General features: G+C 39.3%; 17 protein-coding genes. 4 read left to right on the top strand and 13 right to left on the bottom strand.

Going from position 1 to position 20,823, the window contains the following annotated elements:
* Positions 1 to 207: 207 nt before the first annotated feature.
* Complete coding sequence (locus I7804_RS04630) at positions 208 to 1,683, bottom strand: DUF6583 family protein (RefSeq protein ID WP_248405193.1); 1,476 nt, start codon at positions 1,681 to 1,683, stop codon at positions 208 to 210.
* Between the two features lie 334 nt (positions 1,684 to 2,017).
* Here I7804_RS04630 and I7804_RS04625 point away from each other — a divergent pair, with 334 nt between their 5' ends.
* A complete protein-coding gene (locus I7804_RS04625; RefSeq protein ID WP_248405192.1) occupies positions 2,018 to 3,001 on the top strand; it encodes a biotin--[acetyl-CoA-carboxylase] ligase in 984 nt (327 codons plus the stop codon).
* Positions 3,002 to 3,040: 39 nt separating this feature from the next.
* Here I7804_RS04625 and I7804_RS04620 read toward each other — a convergent pair whose 3' ends face one another.
* From I7804_RS04620 to deoD, 4 genes are all read right to left on the bottom strand, one after another.
* Positions 3,041 to 4,141 (bottom strand): hypothetical protein, encoded by a 1,101-nt coding sequence (locus I7804_RS04620; protein ID WP_248405190.1) that lies wholly within the window; start codon positions 4,139 to 4,141, stop codon positions 3,041 to 3,043.
* The gene (locus I7804_RS04615; protein ID WP_248405188.1) at positions 4,114 to 5,295 is read right to left on the bottom strand and encodes an ABC transporter permease; all 1,182 of its coding nucleotides are present in this window, start codon (positions 5,293 to 5,295) and stop codon (positions 4,114 to 4,116) included. Before I7804_RS04615 ends, I7804_RS04620 begins: the two co-directional genes overlap by 28 nt.
* 62 nt (positions 5,296 to 5,357) lie before the next feature.
* Entirely contained in the window at positions 5,358 to 5,975 is a 618-nt protein-coding gene (locus I7804_RS04610; RefSeq protein WP_248405185.1) for an ABC transporter ATP-binding protein, read from the bottom strand.
* Between the two features lie 85 nt (positions 5,976 to 6,060).
* Entirely contained in the window at positions 6,061 to 6,783 is a 723-nt protein-coding gene (deoD, locus tag I7804_RS04605; RefSeq protein ID WP_022759054.1) for a purine-nucleoside phosphorylase, read from the bottom strand.
* Between the two features lie 433 nt (positions 6,784 to 7,216).
* On the opposite strand from deoD, the gene I7804_RS04600 reads away from it, so the two are divergent.
* The 3 genes from I7804_RS04600 to I7804_RS04590 all read left to right on the top strand — a co-directional run bounded on the left by I7804_RS04600 (position 7,217) and on the right by I7804_RS04590 (position 11,547).
* Positions 7,217 to 8,698: a UxaA family hydrolase gene (locus I7804_RS04600; RefSeq protein WP_248405183.1), complete on the top strand. Its 1,482-nt coding sequence runs from the start codon at positions 7,217 to 7,219 to the stop codon at positions 8,696 to 8,698.
* Between the two features lie 153 nt (positions 8,699 to 8,851).
* The gene (locus tag I7804_RS04595; protein WP_248405181.1) at positions 8,852 to 10,381 is read left to right on the top strand and encodes a tagaturonate reductase; all 1,530 of its coding nucleotides are present in this window, start codon (positions 8,852 to 8,854) and stop codon (positions 10,379 to 10,381) included.
* An 80-nt stretch (positions 10,382 to 10,461) separates the two neighbouring features.
* A complete protein-coding gene (locus I7804_RS04590; protein ID WP_027216002.1) occupies positions 10,462 to 11,547 on the top strand; it encodes a sugar kinase in 1,086 nt (361 codons plus the stop codon).
* Positions 11,548 to 11,859: 312 nt separating this feature from the next.
* On the opposite strand, the gene I7804_RS04585 is transcribed toward I7804_RS04590, so the two are convergent.
* From I7804_RS04585 to I7804_RS04550, 8 genes are all read right to left on the bottom strand, one after another.
* Positions 11,860 to 12,291 carry an HIT family protein gene (locus I7804_RS04585; RefSeq protein ID WP_074757870.1) on the bottom strand — a complete coding sequence of 144 codons (432 nt, stop codon included), beginning with the start codon at positions 12,289 to 12,291 and terminating at the stop codon, positions 11,860 to 11,862.
* 170 nt (positions 12,292 to 12,461) lie between these two features.
* Entirely contained in the window at positions 12,462 to 13,985 is a 1,524-nt protein-coding gene (locus I7804_RS04580) for a GDSL-type esterase/lipase family protein (protein WP_248405179.1), read from the bottom strand.
* Between the two features lie 118 nt (positions 13,986 to 14,103).
* Positions 14,104 to 14,745: an RpiB/LacA/LacB family sugar-phosphate isomerase gene (locus I7804_RS04575; protein ID WP_022754758.1), complete on the bottom strand. Its 642-nt coding sequence runs from the start codon at positions 14,743 to 14,745 to the stop codon at positions 14,104 to 14,106.
* Between the two features lie 145 nt (positions 14,746 to 14,890).
* Positions 14,891 to 15,760, bottom strand: coding sequence for a gluconate 5-dehydrogenase (locus tag I7804_RS04570; protein WP_022754757.1), 870 nt, complete (start codon positions 15,758 to 15,760; stop codon positions 14,891 to 14,893).
* Positions 15,761 to 15,917: 157 nt separating this feature from the next.
* Complete coding sequence (gene kduI / locus I7804_RS04565) at positions 15,918 to 16,784, bottom strand: 5-dehydro-4-deoxy-D-glucuronate isomerase (RefSeq protein WP_248405177.1); 867 nt, start codon at positions 16,782 to 16,784, stop codon at positions 15,918 to 15,920.
* A gap of 169 nt (positions 16,785 to 16,953) precedes the next feature.
* On the bottom strand, positions 16,954 to 17,802 hold the full coding sequence (locus tag I7804_RS04560) for a sugar phosphate isomerase/epimerase family protein (protein WP_022754755.1): 849 nt from the start codon (positions 17,800 to 17,802) through the stop codon (positions 16,954 to 16,956).
* 207 nt (positions 17,803 to 18,009) lie between these two features.
* The gene (locus I7804_RS04555) at positions 18,010 to 19,590 is read right to left on the bottom strand and encodes a glycoside hydrolase family 28 protein (RefSeq protein ID WP_248405175.1); all 1,581 of its coding nucleotides are present in this window, start codon (positions 19,588 to 19,590) and stop codon (positions 18,010 to 18,012) included.
* 127 nt (positions 19,591 to 19,717) lie between these two features.
* Complete coding sequence (locus I7804_RS04550) at positions 19,718 to 20,638, bottom strand: hypothetical protein (RefSeq protein ID WP_248405172.1); 921 nt, start codon at positions 20,636 to 20,638, stop codon at positions 19,718 to 19,720.
* Between the last annotated feature and the right edge of the window lie 185 nt (positions 20,639 to 20,823).

Raw genomic sequence — 20,823 nt, 5'->3', positions numbered from 1 at the left:
AATCTTATATGTGCTTACTTTTCATCTCTAACCCAAAGGATTGGATGAATCATTTCATCTGTATATAAAAGCCATCTGACTTTGCCCTATACACAACAGACTTATATTAACATATTTGTAAAAGAAAATCCCTCCCTGATAGATTTAGGATAAATCCGTAACCTACCAGAAAGGGATTGGTTGATTTATTTTAACATATCACGCAGATCAGAATCCGCCAAAGAGTCCAGCAAATTCTTCTGCAAGATCTTCAAGCTCATCTTCATCAGCATTACCAAGATCTACAGCGTCTTTAGTATCGATCTTCTCAACCTTAGCACCTTTAGTAGCTGTGATTGACAGATTGAAATCTTCGATTGATGCTGAATAGTATGAATCATATTCTATATCATCAAACTCAAGCTTAAATCCGCCCTTTACCTTTTCATAAGTACCCTTGAGAGTGAATTCAGATCCTGAATATTCATCAGTATATGTCATCTTGATCTCTCCGGATTCCTTATCATATTCCATCTTGCTGGTCTTAACACCATTGCTATAAACTTCCTGAGTTATAACACCGTCTTCTTCTTCACCCTTAACCTCGTAGATAGTCTCTTTGCCGGACTTAACTTTTATGTTCTGAGTAGGGTAGCTTCCACCTTCGAAGAGAACCTCAACCTTGTCTTCACCTTCGGCATCAATAATGATAGCTGCAACCTGATTCTTGTAAAGATAGAATGTGATCTCTGCCTCATCGCTTCCATCAATCTCATCGAGAAGTGAATCATACATATCTTCGAGATCCTGATCTGTAAGCTCTTCAATAAGATCAAGCAGTTCTTCGTGGTTCTCTAATGCAGCCTTATACTCATTAAGTACTCCCTCAAGAGAATCCTTATCAAGTACTGTTGTATATCCTGAACACTTTACATCTTTGCCGTTAACTTCAAACTTTTCTGCATCAGCTTTTTCAAATTCAAGAGTTGCAAGAGCCTTTGAATTTGCATTTGCAAGATCCTTTACAAGGCTGTCGGAATCAGAGATAGTCTTAAGGATTGTATCGATCTGATCAAATGTTACTTCTCCGCCAAGAAGATCTTCAAGATCTCCATCCTTCTTAGCTGTGTAATCATAGAATACAGGACTGTCAAGTCCTTTCATGTCAAAGCATACCTTTGACTGATTCATATAAAAACTAAAATTTAAAGAAACGATGCTTGCACCAGCATCACCAGTAACAGACATCTCTTTGCCCTTCCTGGCATAGCTTACATTAGCATCAACCTTCGTACCTTCAACCTTACCGCTGAGTTCCATATCTACCTGAAGGTCATCAGCAGAATCCTGAAGTACAGAAGTATCAAACATCTGAGCCTGACTAAATGTATTAACAAGCGCTTTCTCAATCTTAGTTGCCGGTGAACCGAACATTCCCGCAACCTTAACAACAAGGAAGATAAGAGCTGCAACTATAAGTACAGCTGCTCCAACTCCTAAATACAAGCCAGTTTTCTTCTTTGGCTGATCAGGAGTGCTACCAAAATTCTGTCCCTGATAAGGTGTCTGGTTAATTGGCTGACCTGTCATTGGATCAAATGCCGGTCCATTTTGCTGCTGAATCGGCTGCCCTGTAGCCGGATCAAATTTGGGCTGAGCATTTTCTTCAGGAATTGGCTGCCCTGTCATTGGATCAAATTTCATATTATCCATCCCTCCATATTCTTTGATAATTAATTCATCAAAACTTTTAATTTTTGAAGAAAAAACATTTTATTATTGTTTCTTCGTTCACACGAAACATCACATGGCTCATTCTATACTACTTTAAGAAAGTATGCAAACATTATAGACCAAACGTAATTTTGATGCGACGAACGACATGTTTTTGGAAATAAGGTAAAAATGGCTTTTTGGCTCAGTGTCTGTTATCATGACGTAAGGGCAATTATACTCATTGAACGGCGCATCAAAGGCTAACGTCACGAAAATACGCCGCAGCAATTTACAAACAAGCCAGAAAGAAGGAATACCACTAATGTCCGCCAAAGAGAAGATCCTTGATCTTTTAATCGAAAATAAAGGTTCATATATATCCGGCGAGGAACTGGCATCAACCATAGGGATATCCCGTGCCGGAATATGGAAAAACATCAAAAAACTTCAAAATGAAGGTCATCTTATAGATGCAGTAACCAATAAAGGCTACATGCTAAAGCCAAGTAGTGATGTTTTTGATGAAAAAAGCATCAGAAAGCATCTTGACATACCACAGGATATTGTCAATTTCAAGATTTTAAAAGAAACCCAGTCCACTAACTCGGTTGCTTATCAGATGGCTCTATCCGGAGAACCTGAAGGTCTTGTGGTTCTTTCTAGACAGCAGAGTCTTGGTCGCGGACACAAAGGGCATACATTCTATTCACCGGCAGGTTCGGGAATATATCTAAGTATCCTTCTAAGACCCTCCAATCTCTCAAGCTCTAAAACAGGTCTTATAACCTGCATGGGAGCATCTGCCATGTGCAGAGCCTTAAGAGATGTATCCGGCAAGGATGTAAGGATCAAATGGGTCAACGACTTATTTTTAGATGGCCGAAAAGTATGCGGCATCTTGACAGAAGGAGCTCTGGATCTTGAAAGCGGACTTCTTGGCTTTAGTATTACAGGATGCGGTGTCAATCTATATCCTCCTAAAGGCGGATTTCCTCCGGAATTATCTGATATTGCAGGATCTTTGTTCGAAGATAATGTAGATGATGGCGGAAGCAGGATAACTGCGGGATTTCTGAATTATTTCTTCGGATACTATGAAGATTTCAAAAAAGGAAACCACGAAGGCTTCCTTAATGATTACAGACAACATTCACTTATCATCGGCAAAAATGTCAAATTTGATATAGATAAAGAAGAGCACACCGGCAAGGTAATAGCAATTGATGATCTGTGCCGACTTGTAATACAAGAAAGCGGCGAAAAACCGTACTTACTAGAGCCCGGCAAAGTATCCATACATTTTTGAATCAAAGATTCAAAAATGTATACTTTAAAAATTATAAAATCAGTGAGTAAGATACTCTATGATCCTTAAGTATGCACCTGCAGGAAAAAGATATGACACCGGCTTTAAGGATGGCACATATTCCGATACATCCTGCCACACAGGGCATATGATAACCTGCGCTATAAGAAAAGTCATGATCCAGGCCATATAACTTACTGCATTGTTTAAAAGCTTACTAAGAAGAAAAGTCCATATGACTGCTGCCATCACAAAGATGATATACAAAAGGATATCTAAAAAAACATCCACAGAAGGATCAAGTATCCTTATAAGCACAAAGCCTGTGATACCGGGAACAATAATACCTGTAATATACAAAAGGATCTCAAAACGTGTCTTTTCTCCAAAAGGAAGCGCTTTAGAAACACAGCTTGCGCTTCCGTAGAACTTCTCACTTCCATTTAGCAAAAGAGCCATCGTAATAAGGATCATTACAAGTCCTCTTACAGGTTGCATCTTCTTATCGCTTTCTGATGCCTTTATTCCTTCTACAGTCTGATAATCTGCGTTAAAGACATCATCTCCTGATAAGAGTCTGTCATATTCATCTGTAAGCCAGGCAGTTATTTCAAAGTCATCTCGTCCAAATATCTCATAGCTTTCACTGTCTATGAGGATCTTACCATATATTTCAAAGAATTCTGCAAATACTGTCTCCCTGGCAACTTCTCCTTTGGTCGTATAATTGGATGAGACATATTCTATAAGATCACTTGTATCACACAAAGCTATCCTTTCATCAAAATCCTCTGATAATACAAATCCGCATTCTGCACTTCCTCTCGTAACTTCGTCTATAAGCGCGTCATAGTTTTCTATACGTTCAAATTCAAAGATCGTATCATTTTTTTGAGAGGCAGTTAAAAGATCATCTATCAGCTTTTGACTATAGCTATCTTCAAGAGCGTTCTCATCTGCACTATACAAAAGAATCCTTTTGTTATTAACATCAGGCGCTGTTACATAGAATATAGCCAATACGGATATGATCATAAAAAGAGCGATCACCCAAAGAAAAGGTCTTTTGAGCTGACGTTTTAAAAGAAGCACAAACCATCTGCTTCCTCTTCTCAGGTTTGCATTTTTCTGTTCTGACATACTACTCCTCCTGCAGCAAACAGTAATCCCGTGCCAAGAAGCGACAAGATAACTTTTATATCAGGATATGAAAAAAGGATCAAAGAAACCCCTGTTCTCCACAATCTCATGGGCATGATCCCACCGATTTTCTGAAATACATCAGGCAAAAAAGCCATTGGAAAAATGCAGCCTGACGAAAAAGCCATAAATATCGCCATTAATATCAGTATCATTGCATTCTGTGCTTCTATATCAGACAGCGAATATATAAAATGAAAGAATCCTGCAAGGGAAAAAGATAAAATTAAAAGTCCCGGAATCAGTGCTATCTCAAAATAAAAATCCGTAACCGCTCCTGTAACAGCTGAATATATCATTATCATACATATCATAATAATTGATATAAAGAGTAAAAATGTCGCCATAACAAGAATTCTTACAAATCCTGATAACACAACACCTATACCGTTGACACGGATTTTTTTTCTTACAACAAGATCATTACCTGAGTACAGATTTCCAAATAAAAGACCTGCAAAAAGAAGTATCACAGCAAAGCCTGACGCTATGTAATACTGCATTATAGTGTCTTCTCCAAAAGCTGATACGCTGGTATCTGCTATAACACTGTTTCTATCAAGAGCATTCCTTGTAAAAAGATCTGTAAGAAGATTCTCCATGTCACTTCTTGAAATAACCATAGAATACCCATGTATCCAGGCATCAGTAACTGCATAAATTCCTGATTCACCGGTTCGTATAAGAGATATTCCATCCCTTACCTCTTCATGAAAAACCTGGGTATTAAGCTTGGTATCTTCAGGAAGAAGGACGATTGCAGGGGTATTGATACCCGTCATGATATCATTTATAAATGTATCTCCAAGAATGATCGCAGCCTGCACAGAACCATCTCTTATGCCTTTACTTGCTTCATCCATAGAAAGGTAAGTAAAATCAGCTATATCGCTTACGCTCTCCTGCATCTGGATAAGTGACGAAAGAGCCTTGAGTGTGCCGGCTTCTTCGCTGCTTGGCAGTACCATGGCGACAGTTACTTTCTCATAATCAGTAATATGCGACATCACGTAGAAAGCTCCAGTCATGCCTATCCCTATTATAATAGCCATGATCATGATAGATAAAAGCATATGTGCAAAGCTTGTAAGCATTCTCTTGTATTCAATTCGTATATATTGTAAAAGGTAATTTTTTTTTCATTTATCTATTATATTTATGTATGCCTAAGCACACCATTTTCCATGCTATAAACTTTGGTGCTGTCATTCATCTCAAGTTCATCATGAGTTGCAACAATGATGATACCGTTGCCCTGTCTGAATGTTTTCATCCAGGTTCTTATCTCTTTTTTGAAATAAATATCAAGAGACGCCGTAGGCTCATCCATAATAAGCACAGGCGGATTACTAACGCAGGCGCAGGCTATTGCAACACGTCTTTTCATACCGCCAGAGAGCTGTGATACCTTCATCTTCAGAATATCATCAAGGCTAAATTCTGTTATAAGCTCCTGAGAAGGTCTCCCTCCTCTTCCGCTCCAAAGGCTTATATTGTCCTGAACGCTCAGCTCATCCAAAAGAGGGTTGTCCTGAGGAAGGTATCCTGTAAACTGTCTGAAAACAGACTTATGTTTATCAGCCCTGCTCCCCCAGAAAGAAATCGTACCGAACGCAGGCTTATCTATTCCTGCAAGTATACGAAGGAAGGTTGATTTGCCGCTTCCGTTTCTTCCTATTATCGCGATCTGATCACCGGGACGAGCGTCAAACGATATCCCTTTCAAAACCTTATTCTTGCCATATGATCTTTGAATATCTCTTACTTCAAGCATGTAATGCTCCAGCTCCTTAATGTTATTACAAAAATAGCCGCGCTGTATGATATACACAACGCGGCACTTCATGCGCTACTATTATTTATGCATCAAGCTTTGCTGCAGCTTCAAGAGCTACTTTGATCATATCGTTAAAGCTTGTCTCACGTTCCTTGGCAGTTGTCTCCTTGCTTGTTACAAGGCTGTCTGAGATAGTAAGAAGGCATGCAGCATGCTTATTAAGAACATTAGCATTATGGAAAAGAGCAAAACTCTCCATCTCTACGCATACGCAGCCCTGCTGCTCACTAAGCTCTTTGAACTTGTTGAAACCATCCTGGTAATAGAACACATCTCCTGAATGGATAGGTGCTTCAAGAACCTTGATTCCGGATTCATCAGCACAGCCTTTTATAACCTCATTGAGCTTATCATCAGGGTACATGAACTCTCCCTGACCGCCGCCTTGTACCATAGCATAGCTTGACTTACTGTAAGCCTTGCTTGCAAGTACAACATCAAGAAGATCTACATCTGCTCTGTAACTTCCTGCAGATCCAACCCTTATGATGTTCTCTACATCGTAGAATTTGTAAAGCTCATAAGAATAGATACCAATACTTGGCATACCCATACCTGATGCCATGACAGAAACAGGAACTCCCTTATATGTGCCAGTATATCCAAACATATTTCTAACATCGTTCACAAGCTTGGGATTTTCAAGGAATGTCTCTGCGATATATTTGGCTCTGAGGGGATCTCCCGGCATCAGAACTGTCTTTGCAAAATCACCTTTCTCCGCGCGATTGTGTGGTGTACTCATAATAATCCTCCTAACATGATTTGTCATAAATACTATTGCATAGTATGTGCTAATGCAATATCTCGTTTTTACAACAACAAAATAAGTTGCATGGCATTAGGACTGTTTTTAAATCTGAAAAAGGGCCAAAAGCCATACCACATATATTATACTTCAAAACTGCACAGTTTTTGAAGTCCATTTTTGTAAACTCTTACAAAAGAAGATGAAATCATCTTAAAAAGCCTTTCATTTAAAAGTTCCTTTCACTTTCTTCCACAGCAAGCAATCTGATAATCTTCTTGACATTTTAAGGCAAGGGTCTTATATTTTATGTAAGCACTTACATTTTTATAAAAAAACTATATTAATGCGACTTTTTAGTCTTTGTTTTGGATAATTTTGGAACGTAATTACATAAAATTTTTTTCAAAATATACACATAAGGAGCTTTATGAAAGAATTTATTAGAATCAATGACTCAGACAACGTTGCAGTTGCTCTGATGCCTCTTTCAAAAGATAAGACTATCGATCTTGGTGACATCAAAGTCACTTTGCTTCAGGATATACCCCAGGGACACAAGTTTGCGCTTGCCAAAATAAAATCAGGCGATGCGATAATCAAATACGGCAATCAGATCGGGATCGCCAAAGAAGACATTCCTATGGGAAGCTGGGTTCACACACACAATATAGGAACCGCTCTTGGTGAACTTCTTGAATATAACTATAATCCCGTGCATGCAAGCATCACCGGCTCAGAAGAAAGATTTTTTGACGGATTCAGAAGATCTGACGGCAAAGTCGGCGTTCGTAATGAAATATGGATCATTCCTACTGTCGGATGCATGAACTCAGTTGCCAAAGAGATAGAGCGTAGCGCTCAGCATCTTGTAGGCGGATCCCTTGAATCCATCTTTGCATTCAATCATCCTTATGGTTGCTCTCAGATGGGCGATGATCAGGAGAACACAAGAGAGATTCTTGCTGATCTTATAAGACATCCAAATGCAGGCGGCGTTTTGGTTCTTGGCCTTGGCTGCGAGAATTCCAATATCGATGTTTTAAAGCCGTACCTTGGCGACTATGATGACAAGAGGATCAAATTCCTTGTAGGTCAGAATTCTGAAGATGAAGTTGAAGATGCACTTGCCATCCTTACCGATCTTGCAGAATATGTTAAGACTTTCAAAAGAGAAAAATGCAGTGCGTCAGAACTTATAATCGGCATGAAATGCGGAGGTTCCGACGGACTTTCCGGAATCACTGCCAATCCAACTGTAGGAGGCTTTTCGGATATTCTCATAAGCAAAGGAGGTACGACAATCCTTACTGAAGTACCTGAGATGTTCGGCGCAGAGCAGCAGCTCATGAACAGATGTGAAAACGAAGAGCTCTTTGATAAGACAGTCTGCCTTATCAATGATTTTAAGAACTACTTCAAAGCTCACAACCAGACAATATATGAGAACCCATCACCGGGCAACAAAGCCGGAGGCATCTCAACTCTCGAAGATAAGTCCAACGGATGTACTCAGAAGTCAGGAAGTGCTCCTGTCAAAGGCGTACTTAAGTATGCAGAGCCTGTACATGAAAAGGGTCTTAATCTTCTCTCTGCCCCAGGCAATGATCTTGTTGCATCAACGGCGCTTGCCGCTTCCGGAGCACAGATCATCCTCTTTACAACAGGAAGAGGAACGCCTTTTGCCAGCCCTGTACCTACAGTTAAGATTTCTACCAACAATGCTCTTTATAACAAGAAAAAGAACTGGATCGACTTTAACTGCGGCACTATCGTAGAGACAGATACTGTAAGCAGTCTGTCAGAAAAACTATTCGAGTACGTTCTCGAAGTTGCTTCCGGCAAAACTGTAAAGTCTGAAGATGCAGGATATCATGACCTTGCAATATTCAAACAGGGTGTAACACTTTGATCAAGACTAATTGTTACTTCTTTTTACGCTTTAAATATTGTGTATAAACCAAGATCCAAATACTAACATTTCAATTCAACGATCTTACAAATGGATTTAATAATGTTTATTTATAGAAAATAATTCATATATTTAATAAAGAGAGGGTTAAAAATGAAAACTTTAAGTTACAAAACACTTGAGGAAAACGGATACGACGGATACCTGTTAAAGGATGCTCCCGAAAGAGTACTTCAGTTTGGTGAAGGCAATTTCCTTCGCGCATTTGTAGACTATTTCATTGATCTTATGAATGAGAAGGCTGGATTTAATTCTAAGGTTGTACTGGTACAGCCTATTGCAGCTCCAATGATCCATGACATGATCAATGATCAGGACGGACTTTATACTCTCTATCTTCGCGGACAGGAGAATGGTCAGGCAGTCAACAAGAAAAGAGTCATCTCCTGCGTATCACGCTGCATAGATCCATATGCCGAGTTCGATGCTCTTATGGCCTGCGCAGATAACCCGGATCTTAGATTCATTACATGTAATACAACAGAAGCAGGAATCGCTTATGATCCAAACTGCAAGTTTGAAGATAAGCCAGCTGCTTCATATCCAGGTAAACTCTGCCAGTTCATGTACAGACGTTTCCAGAAATTTGGCGATCAGAAGGGCAAGGGTTTCATCATCCTCTCATGTGAGCTTATCGACAACAATGGTAAGGAGCTCAAAAAATGTCTCCTTCAGTATGCTGACCTGTGGAATCTTGGAGATGACTTCAAGAAGTGGATCGATGAAGAGAACATCATCTGTTCTACACTTGTAGACCGTATCGTTCCAGGTCGTATCAGAGATGCTGAGGAAGTTAAAAAGATCGAAGAAGAAAACGGATATCATGATGATCTTGTAGATGTGGGTGAAGTATTCGGTTTCTGGGTTATAGAAGGACCTCAGTCCATAAAGAAAGAGTTCCCTTGTGAAGAGGCTGACCTTCCAATCCTCATCTGTGATGACCACAAGCCTTACAAACAGAGAAAGGTTCGTATCCTTAACGGAGCACATACTTCCTTTGTACTTGGCGCTTACCTTGCAGGTGAGAATATCGTACGTGACTGTATGCATGATGAGACTATCCACGGATTTATGGACAAGCTCCTCTATGAAGAGGTAATTCCTACACTTACACTTGATCCTGACGACTGCAAACAGTTTGCAAGCGATGTAACAGATCGTTTTGCTAACCCTTATGTAGACCACCAGCTCCTGTCCATCTCTCTTAACTCTACTTCCAAGTGGAAAGCAAGAGTTATGCCTTCCTTCAAGGGTTATGTAGAGAAATACGGAAAGCTTCCTGTATGTATCACTGCATCTTTTGCTTTCTATGAGATGTTCTATCATCAGGGCAAAGAGCTTACAGATAAGGGACTTGAAGCTGTTCGTCCTAGCGCCGCTGTTACCCCTGTAGTTTCAGGACCATCCGAATATGTAATAAGCGATGACAGGCCTATCCTTGAGTTCTACTATGCTCACAAGGATGACGACGTTTCTGCTCTTACTCATGCAGTTCTTTCAAATACAGATTTCTGGGGCGAAGACCTTACCAAGATTGAAGGATTCGAAGAAGCTGTTACAGGTTATGCTAAGATGATAGAAGAAAAAGGCGCTTATGAAGTAATGAAATCCTGCCTTAACTAAAAATAAATATAGAATCTAATAGTAAAAAGTTTGAAAATGATGAGTTTTCAAACTTTTTACTAAAAATAATGAGGCCAATCATGGAACACAGTAATCCGCTTTTAAGAAATAATAATTCTCCAAAATTCATTACAATAGGCGAAGTCATGCTTCGCCTAACCCCTCCTAATTATGACAAGATAAGGGTTGCAACAAGCTTTGATGCAAGCTATGGCGGAAGTGAAGCCAATATAGCTCTTGCTCTTGCAAACCTTGGGATAGACTCAACTTTTTTTACCGTAGTACCTGATAACAGTCTTGGTAAATCCGCTGTAAGGATGCTTCGAAGTAACGACGTACACTGCACTCCCATAATCCTGACAACACCTGATGAAACTCCTACCCACAGGCTTGGAACTTATTATCTTGAGACCGGCTACGGTATAAGACCCAGCCAGGTAATATATGATCGTAAACACTCAGCTTTTAGCGAGTATGATTTTAGTAAAGTCGATATAGATGCTCTTCTATGTGATTATGACTGGCTTCATCTGTCAGGTATCACTCCTGCTCTTTCTAAAAGCTGCGCAGACTTTATTCTAAAATGCCTTGAAGTAGCCAAAGAAAAAAATATCACCGTAAGTTTTGATGGGAACTTTAGATCTACTCTCTGGACCTGGGAAGAAGCCAGGGATTTCTGCACGTTATGCCTTCCATATGTTGATGTACTCTTCGGGATAGAACCCTATCACTTATATAAGGATGATAATGATCACGAAAAAGGAGATTTAAAAGACGGCGTCCCCTTCCAGCCATCTTTCAAACAACAGGATAAGATATTCAGACACTTCGTATCCAGATATCCTAATATCAAATGTATAGCAAGGCATGTACGCTATGCCCATTCGGGTTCTGAAAACAGCTTAAAAGCCTTCATGTGGTATCAGGGTGAAACTACAGAATCAAAGCTGTTTACTTTTAATATACTGGACAGAGTTGGCGGAGGAGATGCCTTTGCAAGCGGTCTTATCTATGCAATGATGAACGGATACGATGCAGATGAGATGATCAATTTCGCTGTAGCATCATCAGTAATCAAGCATACTATAAGAGGCGATGCCAACATAACAGACAATGCCGAAACCATCAGGAATCTGATGAATATGAACTATGATATAAAAAGATAGAGAGCTGCAATTATTCCCACTTGAACAGACCAGCATCCGCTAAGACTTTATAGGGGTGGGCTGTATATAAATCATCGCCACACTTTTTAATCGTTTTATTATATTCATGAGCATGATAGATGGAGATTTTTATTCTGCCAGGGGTCTGCATGTCTGAGCGTAGCGAGTTTCAGACCCCAGAATAAAAATCTCCAGATATCGTGCCATGAATTATAAAACGATTAACAGTGTGGCGATGATTTATATACTGCCCACCCCTATAAAGTCTTTGCGGATGCTGGTCCGTTCAAGTGGGGAATCTGCAAATATATATCACAGAGCTGCTTTGATCTTCTCGATCATCTCTTTGTACTCATCATCTGTAAGGAATTTCTTCTGAGGATTCATCTCAAAAGTTGTATTCCATTCAAATTCATCCTTGTACTTAGGAACAAGGTGCATATGAAGGTGACAGCCGGAATCAGCATATGCTCCGTAGTTGACCTTATCGGGATTAAAAGCTTTATGAATAGCTTTAGATGCTCTGTTTACATCTGCAAAGAATGCATCTCTGTCTGCATCTGATATATCAACGATCTCACTTACATGATCTTTGTAAGCAACTATGCATCTTCCAGGATGGCTCTGCTCCTTGAAAAGGATGAGTGAACTTACAGACAGATCACATATATAGATTCCGAAAGCATCAAGATGCTCATCTCTCATACAATAACCGCAATTTGCGTCTTTTTTAATTTCTGACATTTTACTACCTCTTTTACATTTTTTATCTATATGATATAAATCAAACCAGCAATAATTTGTCTTCGGAAAGATTTATAACAATCATATAAGCTACCAATCTTCTAAGAAATTCATAACGATCATATACGTTGCCTATCTTCCAATTGATTCATAGCAATCATATACGCTGCCTATCTTCCTGATGATTCATAACAATCATAACCACTGCTTATCTGCCCGTCAATCTCAAGGCTTATATTGCCTGCGCTTATAGCTACTGCTCTTGATGCAAATATACCAACGTAGACATATTCAGGATCAACTGCTGTGAGCGTATAATCATAACCTGCAGATACTGCATCGTAGCCTTCTATACTTGCTTTATATCCATCTCTTGTAGACTCTATTGTCATATGCCTTACGTCATGAAGCTTGGGTTCTGCTATGAGCTCTCCGCCTTCAAAGTCAAGTTCACCGCTCTTTCTTGCAAAGGTGTTAGTTCCCTTAGGATATGAAGGATTAAACATAACACCGGCGCAGACATAGTCTCCCAGAAGCTCACCTATAGCACTGTCAACATAGATATCATCTCTTACCATAAGTCCGTATGCTGCAAAGTCGCTGGGACCTCCGGATTCATTAAAGCTTTCAATCTTAATGTCTGCACTTAATTTAAAGTTCTTTGATACAGGTATACGGATATAATACATAGCTATGCCATCTGACTTACTTGAAATCTTGCCGTTATTGCCATGATTGCCGGCAGATATATAAAGCGATCCATCCTTTTGGTCAAAAGAAAAGTCGTCACTCTTTGGGCCATGTCCGCTTATATCGCCAAAAACTGTCGGGTACCATACATTTTTATTTTCATCAGATGCTGCATTCCAATAATCGCTTCCTTTATCGGGCCTTATATAAACAGGATCTTTGTAATCTTTATTTATCGACTTACTGACCCAGTAGCTTGCTTGTTCCAAAGGATCATCATACTCATCCTTTAGATATAAAGCCAAAGAAGGAGCTGACTTTCTTATATCCTGCGCAATAAGATAAGCATTGACTGCAGCTCCAAACATACTTGTATGAGTATCATCAACGCATATAGGCCTTGATCCTGTCCTTGCATGCATCATAAGCGTGTTATTATCAGGATCATCACCTGTGTCAACTTTAAATGCAATATCTACAGTCTGCTTCGTAAGATCGCACACAGGTATAGACAATTCTATACCCAGCTGCCTTATAGCTTCCGGATAATCTCCATCAGGCGTTATATGAACGAAGTCGTTTTTATATATAAGGTTCTTATCTCTTCTTGCTATCGGTGTTACAAGGATGCAGGAAGCTCCTTTATCATTTGCAGGTTTTATATAGTATCTGTATAGACTTTGTGCAAAAGATCCTTCGCTATCTTTATCTCCAATAGCTGATGTGAAGGTGGAATCGCCTCTTTTCTCATCATTATGTCCAAAGCCAATGATAAGGAAGTCGCCCTCAGCTATTCCTTCAAGAAAAGATCTGTAGTTATCAGTCTTTCTAAAACTCTTGGAACTTGTTCCTGAAATGGCAAGATTAATGATGCGAAGATCGTCTTTAAAAAACAGCTTCAGGCCTTCACCCCATCCTACCCTTGGCATATAATATTTGTCGTTAAAACCTGATACAGTACTATCTCCAACAACCCACAAGGTTGATCTGTAATTCTGATCCAAAATCCGCTCCTTTATTACGTCCTGTACCGATGGGAATAGAAGTACATCCATGTACTTCTGGACATTCCCCTATTACTTCCTGTAACGATGGGAAATATACATTCAAAAAATCAAATAATTATCCAATGATCTCTTTTACAGTAGCTGCGATCTTCTCATCTTTACAGTCCTTGAAGAAGTTCTCTGCAAAATGTTCACCGGCAAATGCGCCCTTTACAAGCTCCTTGTCAAGACCCTTAAGGATAACTGACATATCCTGAACGTAAGTTACCTTCTTAACTTCATCAAGGATCTTCTTATTCCTCTGCTCAGGCACAACTCTTTCCTTAGGATATCCGCCGCCAAATGGCTCGGACCAGAGCTTTTCAAAGATATATTCAAGATTAAGGTCTCCGCCCCATCCAAATCCGAGAGCAAATGGAAGTGATATAGCATTGCCATCATTGATCTGGGCAAATGTGTATGCATCAAGAGGAGTCTCTACATGTCCGCAGATAACGCCGGGGAATGAGTTAAGCGCAAGCATAGCGCCTTCACCTGTTCCGCATCCTGTTACTACAAAGTCTGCTGCGCCGCTGTTTAGAAGTGTTGCTGCAAGGATGCCGTTCTGAACATATGTAAGCTGAGCCTTATCATCAGATGAGTACATACCGTAGTTAACTACTTCAAATCCCTTGGTATCAGCAACTTTCTTAAGTGCATTATAGATAACGGCATTTTTAGCTGCCTGTGAGTTTTCATTAATGAGTGCTATCTTCATACTATTTTTGATCCGATAATAGATAACTTACCGGATACTTCCTTTCGTTATTTTGTATTTCGATATTTTTATATTTCGTTATTTTTATATTTCCTTACAACAACAGGCGAACCTTAATAGGGCTCGCCTGCAACAATATTATTTATCAGTCATTAACCTTTACATCAGGCTGCTCTTCAATTTCATCAGCGAACTTGGATTCGTCAAGATTTGCAGGATCCTGTCCGATGTATGCTGAGATACCGCCATCAATATATACAACCTGACCGTTGATAAAGTCAGAAGCTGGAGAAGCAAGGAATACTGCAAGGCCCATAAGATCTTCTGTGTGTCCCCATCTCTGTGCAGGTGTCTTACTACGGATGAAACGATCAAATGGAGCCATTGATCCATCAGGCTGCTTCTCACGAAGAGGTGCTGTCTGAGGAGTTGCGATATAGCCAGGTCCGATAGCATTGCACTGGATATTGTACTGACCATACTCAGAACAGATATTTCTGGTGAGCATCTTAAGTCCGCCCTTAGCTGCAGCATAGGCTGAAACTGTCTCACGGCCAAATTCTGACATCATGGAACAAGCATTGATGATCTTACCGGACTTCTTCTCTATCATATCCGGAAGAACAGCCTTAGAGCAGATGAAAGGACCTGTAAGGTCTACATTGATAACTGCGTTCCACTCGCCAACGCTCATCTCATGCATAGGGATTCTCTTAATGATACCTGCATTGTTAACAAGGATATCGATAGTACCAACCTTTTCTTTTACATCTGCTACGAACTTCTGAACCTGTTCCTCGTTAGTAACGTCACATACAGCGCCGTATACATCAATTCCAAGCTTCTTGTACTCTTCATATCCTCTGTCTACAAGCTCCTGCTTGATATCATTGAATACAATTTTAGCTCCGGCTTCTGCATACGCTTTAGCATAAGCAAGACCAAGACCATATGATGCGCCTGTGATCCATGCAACCTTTCCCTTAAGAGAGAACTTGTCGAGAATGTTACCCATAATTTTTTCCTCCGTTTATATGTACTATTTGTATTGTTATATTTCAATAGGTTTAATCCCTATTTATTATTTTGTTCATAAGAAGTTGAGCTTGTCAGTGCACAAAGAATTGATATGACTCTATATCTGCACTGCTTCCTCATATGATCATCAATTATTACAGAAGATCCTGCATCCTTACTTCGTCCATATCATCAAAGTCCTGATTCTCTCCGACCATACCCCAGATGAAAGTATAGTTCCTAGAGCCTGAACCTGCGTGGATAGACCAGCTTGGAGATATTACAGCCTGCTCATTTCTCATAATGATATGTCTTGTCTCCTGAGGCTCGCCCATATAATGAGTTACAAATGCATCCTCCGGCATATCGAAGTAAAGATATACTTCCATACGACGATCATGTGTATGACATGGCATTGTATTCCAAACACTTCCCGGTTCAAGATGAGTCATTCCCATCTCAAGCTGACAGGATTCTACCTGACCTGGAAGGATATATTTATTAATAGTACGGTGGTTTGCATCTTCCATAGAACCAAGCTCTTTTTTGTTCTCAGGCTTGATCTCTACGTCATATTCCTTTGTAGCCTTACTATCTTTAAGGATTCTCTTGGTTGGATATGTCATGTGAGCAGGACCTGAGCACATGTAGAACTTTGCAGGATTCTTTGGATCTTTGGATGCAAATACGATATCCTTAGTCCCTTTACCTATATACATTCCGTCACGTGCTGCAATCTCATAAACCTCTCCATCAGCTGTAACTGTTCCATCACCGCCGATATTGATGATTCCAAGCTCTCTTCTTTCAAGGAAGTACTGAGCACGAAGTTCATCTCCAGCTTCAAGCTTAAGCTCTTTATTAACAGGCATAGCGCCGCCAAATATAATACGATCGATATGGCTGTATACAAGCTTTATCTCATCTTCAAAGAAAACCTTCTCAACAAGGAATTCTTCTCTGAGTCTTTTTGTGTCATAATATTTGACATCCTTGGGAGATGCCGCTGTTCTAAGTTCCATTTACTAAACCTCCTTAAACGATGGTACTTTACTATCTATATTGTTTTAATTCAAAAACTCTATATCTTATATTGATTTAATTGCTTTTATCCTATGGAAAAAATGTTTAGTTTTTATAATCTGCTTTATAATCCTATAAAAAATGTTTAATAATCTGGATCTGTATTTATCACTTTCCCAGGATCTTGTTCTCATATCCTTCAATACATCTTCTGGATACTTCTGCACTGTTAGGCTTTGTATCCTCCAAAGTTGCATGGATGTGATCTTTTCTCTCCAGAGCAAATTTTACTATCTGTGTATAGTCCATATCTCCAAGGCCGCATCCCATGGACTTTACTTCATTGGCATCAAGTCTGCAGTCTTTAAGATGTATCATAGCAATATCCTTACCAAGGATATCTATAGTTCTTGCAATAGTCTCATCTCTCTTCTCATATTCATAAGGAGATATGAGATTAACCGGATCAAAGATAATCTGAAGATTGGGTGATTCAATCTGATCCAGAACGATCCTTGCTCTTTCGGGAGTAGATACAATGTGTCTCCACACAGGCTCTATTGCTATTATCTGTCCAACGCTTTCTGCATATCTGACTACAGGCCTTAGTCCGTCTATGAATATCTTCAATGCTTCATCAGATTTGGCTGCCTCAGGCTCATAATGATAATCTTCATTGGGCATACCTGTTTCTGTTCCAACTACACCTGCTCCAAGTATTGATGCAAAGCGAAGGTTGGCCATATATTCTTCCTGAATCTGCTTTAATTTGTCCTTGGAAGGATTGGCAAGATTCTTGTAACAGCCTATTACCGCAACATCAAGATCTGCTTTTTGAAACTCCCTTTTAAGCCACATAGCATAGCCCGGTGTAAGGGCTTCTACAGATGATGGGATATCTTTTACTTTAGAAAGTGCAATATGAACACAGGTAAAACCCTGCCCGCGAATATTTTTGAGTCGTTCTTCAAAGGGTACTTCCATAGAATCATGGAAGCGTAGTCCAAGACTGATCATAACCTTCTCCTTTCGATTTATATCCTTTACAAGATGTCAAAAAATATGTCCACTTTAAAGGATGTAAATAAACCCCCACTATCACTTTATCATATATCATGAAACTTCGTTTCGCTTTATGAAACAAATACAATGCAAAAACAACCATCATAATCCGGCATTATTCATAGTCGTGATAATAAAGCTTTATGTCATTAAATCTTATTGTTATGATATTCCTTTCCTTATCACAACTTCACCATCCTGGCCCTGTATATCAACATTACTTAAAATGAGATTTTTTACATTTTCAGCATATATACCCATCTTGCTGGTATCAGGAACTCCATTTGACATGGCAGGCTGTCCGGCCTTCGCATCATCCTTGTATCTTACTGTGACATTCTCCATAAGGATCTCTTCGATAGGAGATTCAGGAAGTCCAAGATAATATGCGGCAGCATATTCTGTATCTTGTGCACTTATATTTCTAAATACAAGACGGCCTATAGAGGGAGTTCTGTCATCTACAGGAAAGCTTTCTCTTGACTGTACATAATCCGTCTTACCGTCAGGATCACAGAAATAGAAACTGTTGACTACAAAAGGCGTAAGCACATGATCCATCTCAATATTTTCAAATATTATATTGTCAAGAACAGAATCCTTGCCTCTTCCTCGCCTTGTCTTGATCCTAAGTCCTCTGTCCGTATCATGGAACAGGCAGTCTGTAACCTTGACATTATTAACACCGCCGGCAATCTCGGACCCAACTGTAACAGCACCGTGTCCGGATTCCATGAGGCAGTGTGCCACAAGCATATCGCATGAGGGACGCTTATGTTTCCTTCCCATATATATCTTGCCGGACTTAATTGCTATACAGTCATCTCCAAGACTAAAATGAACGCCAAGAACCCTCATACCGCTACAGGACTCAGGATCGAATCCATCAGTATTTGGAGAATTCCAGGGATTTTCAATCTTCACATCTATTACATCGATATTCTTTGAAAAATATGGATGAAGTGTCCAGCAAGGTGACTGTCTTATAAGAAGACCTGCCAGCATGATATCACTACAATTATTAACAAAGAACATATTGGGCCTTGCGACAGTAAAATGCTCCTTGTCAATCTTCCACCAGTCATCAAAGCCTGCATTACCATCCAAAGTTCCATGTCCGTATATGATGCAGTCCTCTACATCAAATCCTGTGATCATAGACGCATACTGTCTTAAAGGATTGCCTTCCCAGCTTGCAAAGTTGTATTCAGAATCCTCATCATAGCTTCTGACAATCCCAGGGAGGATAGGAAGCTTTGACTTATCTTTGGTTCCTATAAGAACTGCCCCATCTTCAATCTCAATACTAATATGAGACTTAAGAAAAAGAGCTGTAACAGCATATCTTCCAGAAGGAATAAGGACTCTTCCGCTTTCAGGGCAGACATTTATAGCTGTCTGAATAGCCATAGTATCGTCATGCTCTCCATCACAGATAGCTCCAAACTCTAAAGCATTAAGAGTAACTGTTTCATGTAAAGTATGTACCGAAAGCTCAGATACGCCATCTTCATCGCCGCATGTGTTAGTGATCCTGATCTCATAATCCATATCAGGAAGAAGACCTGTTATAAGATTTATGCAACGATCTGTCATCCCACGTACAGGCTTTGGATCAGGAACGATCATACTTTCTTTTGGTATAATCTCATATTCATATTTATAGATTGTATTATATTTACCGCCATCGTTTATCTTAAGAATGATAAAACGGGCTCCTGTTTTTAGTATTTCAAATGCCATTTTTTAACCTCATGTCGCGAGTGAAACGAGTGACTAATGGTTCAAATTGGTGGAGCTTGCGACACTAATTTGGGTTTGAAAGTGGAACACTTTCAAGCTTGACCTCATGTCACGAGTGACTAATGGTTCAAATTAGTGGAGCTTGATACATCATAATATATGCATCAATCATAAGTTTTCTGACATTGGAACTACATGGTGACTCCGAAGGCTTGATACCAATAGAATCATCATTTATAAATTCTTTGATCAGAAATGATCTCATCTTCATTAAACTGATTTTTTTAAGTTTAGAATCAGAATCAATATCTTCTTTTAAATCTGCATCCGTTTCTATATTTGTTTTTAAATCTTCATCTATGTGATCCCGGAAAGTTGTATCCAAGTCTTCATCTGCATCTATGTTAAGAAGTCTTATTGCAAGACCTTCATACTTCTCAGCATCGATATGTCCTTCTTTTATTCCCATAAGAAGTACATAACAGGCACACATCTTCACATCATCTTCAAGGCCGCAGATCTTATCAATGCTCCTCAAATCAAAGAAGAGCTCTCTTATACCCTGTCTTAATATATCCTCTAAAAGCCTATAATCTTCGTATATCTGGATACTCATATAGCAAAGAGACTCTACTACTGTTTTTAGGAAAAAAATCTTATTAGTAATAATCTCGCTACAATAAGTACCATTTAAGTCATCATCTCTTATAAGCTCAAATGCCGATCTAAACCTGTCACAGATATCATTGTATCCGTTCTTCTTGTTCCATCTTGTCTCATAATCAGTATAAAAAGGCATATAAAAGCACATATCTTTAATTCCTGATAAGCTGATACTGCTTTCGTCTGTACCCAAAAATCCTATAAGCCTTTCATGCAGACTATCTGCAAGTTTTCTATAATCATAATTGCCCGTCTCATCATATAGATATATGCATGCCTGGCCTATACTATAATCAGATACAGGAATCTTAGCGCCGGATTCAAGATCTTTTTTTAGTTTTTCTGTCAAAAAAAGAAGATTTTCCACAGTTTCACCATTTTTCATTAAATAATCTCCCACTACTGAAAAATCAATAATGTAAGCTCTTACATATATAACATTATACACGTTTTTATCATGTTTGACGATACAAAAATATAAACTTATTTTTGAGCAAAATCACAAAATTTTACTATTGATATATTTTGTGAACAATAGCGCGAGCTTAACACAAATTCAAAAAGGTGAAA

The sequence above is a fragment of the Butyrivibrio fibrisolvens genome, from assembly GCF_023206215.1.
Classification (GTDB): domain Bacteria; phylum Bacillota; class Clostridia; order Lachnospirales; family Lachnospiraceae; genus Butyrivibrio; species Butyrivibrio fibrisolvens_C.
This window is presented reverse-complemented; position numbering and strand designations above follow the sequence as displayed.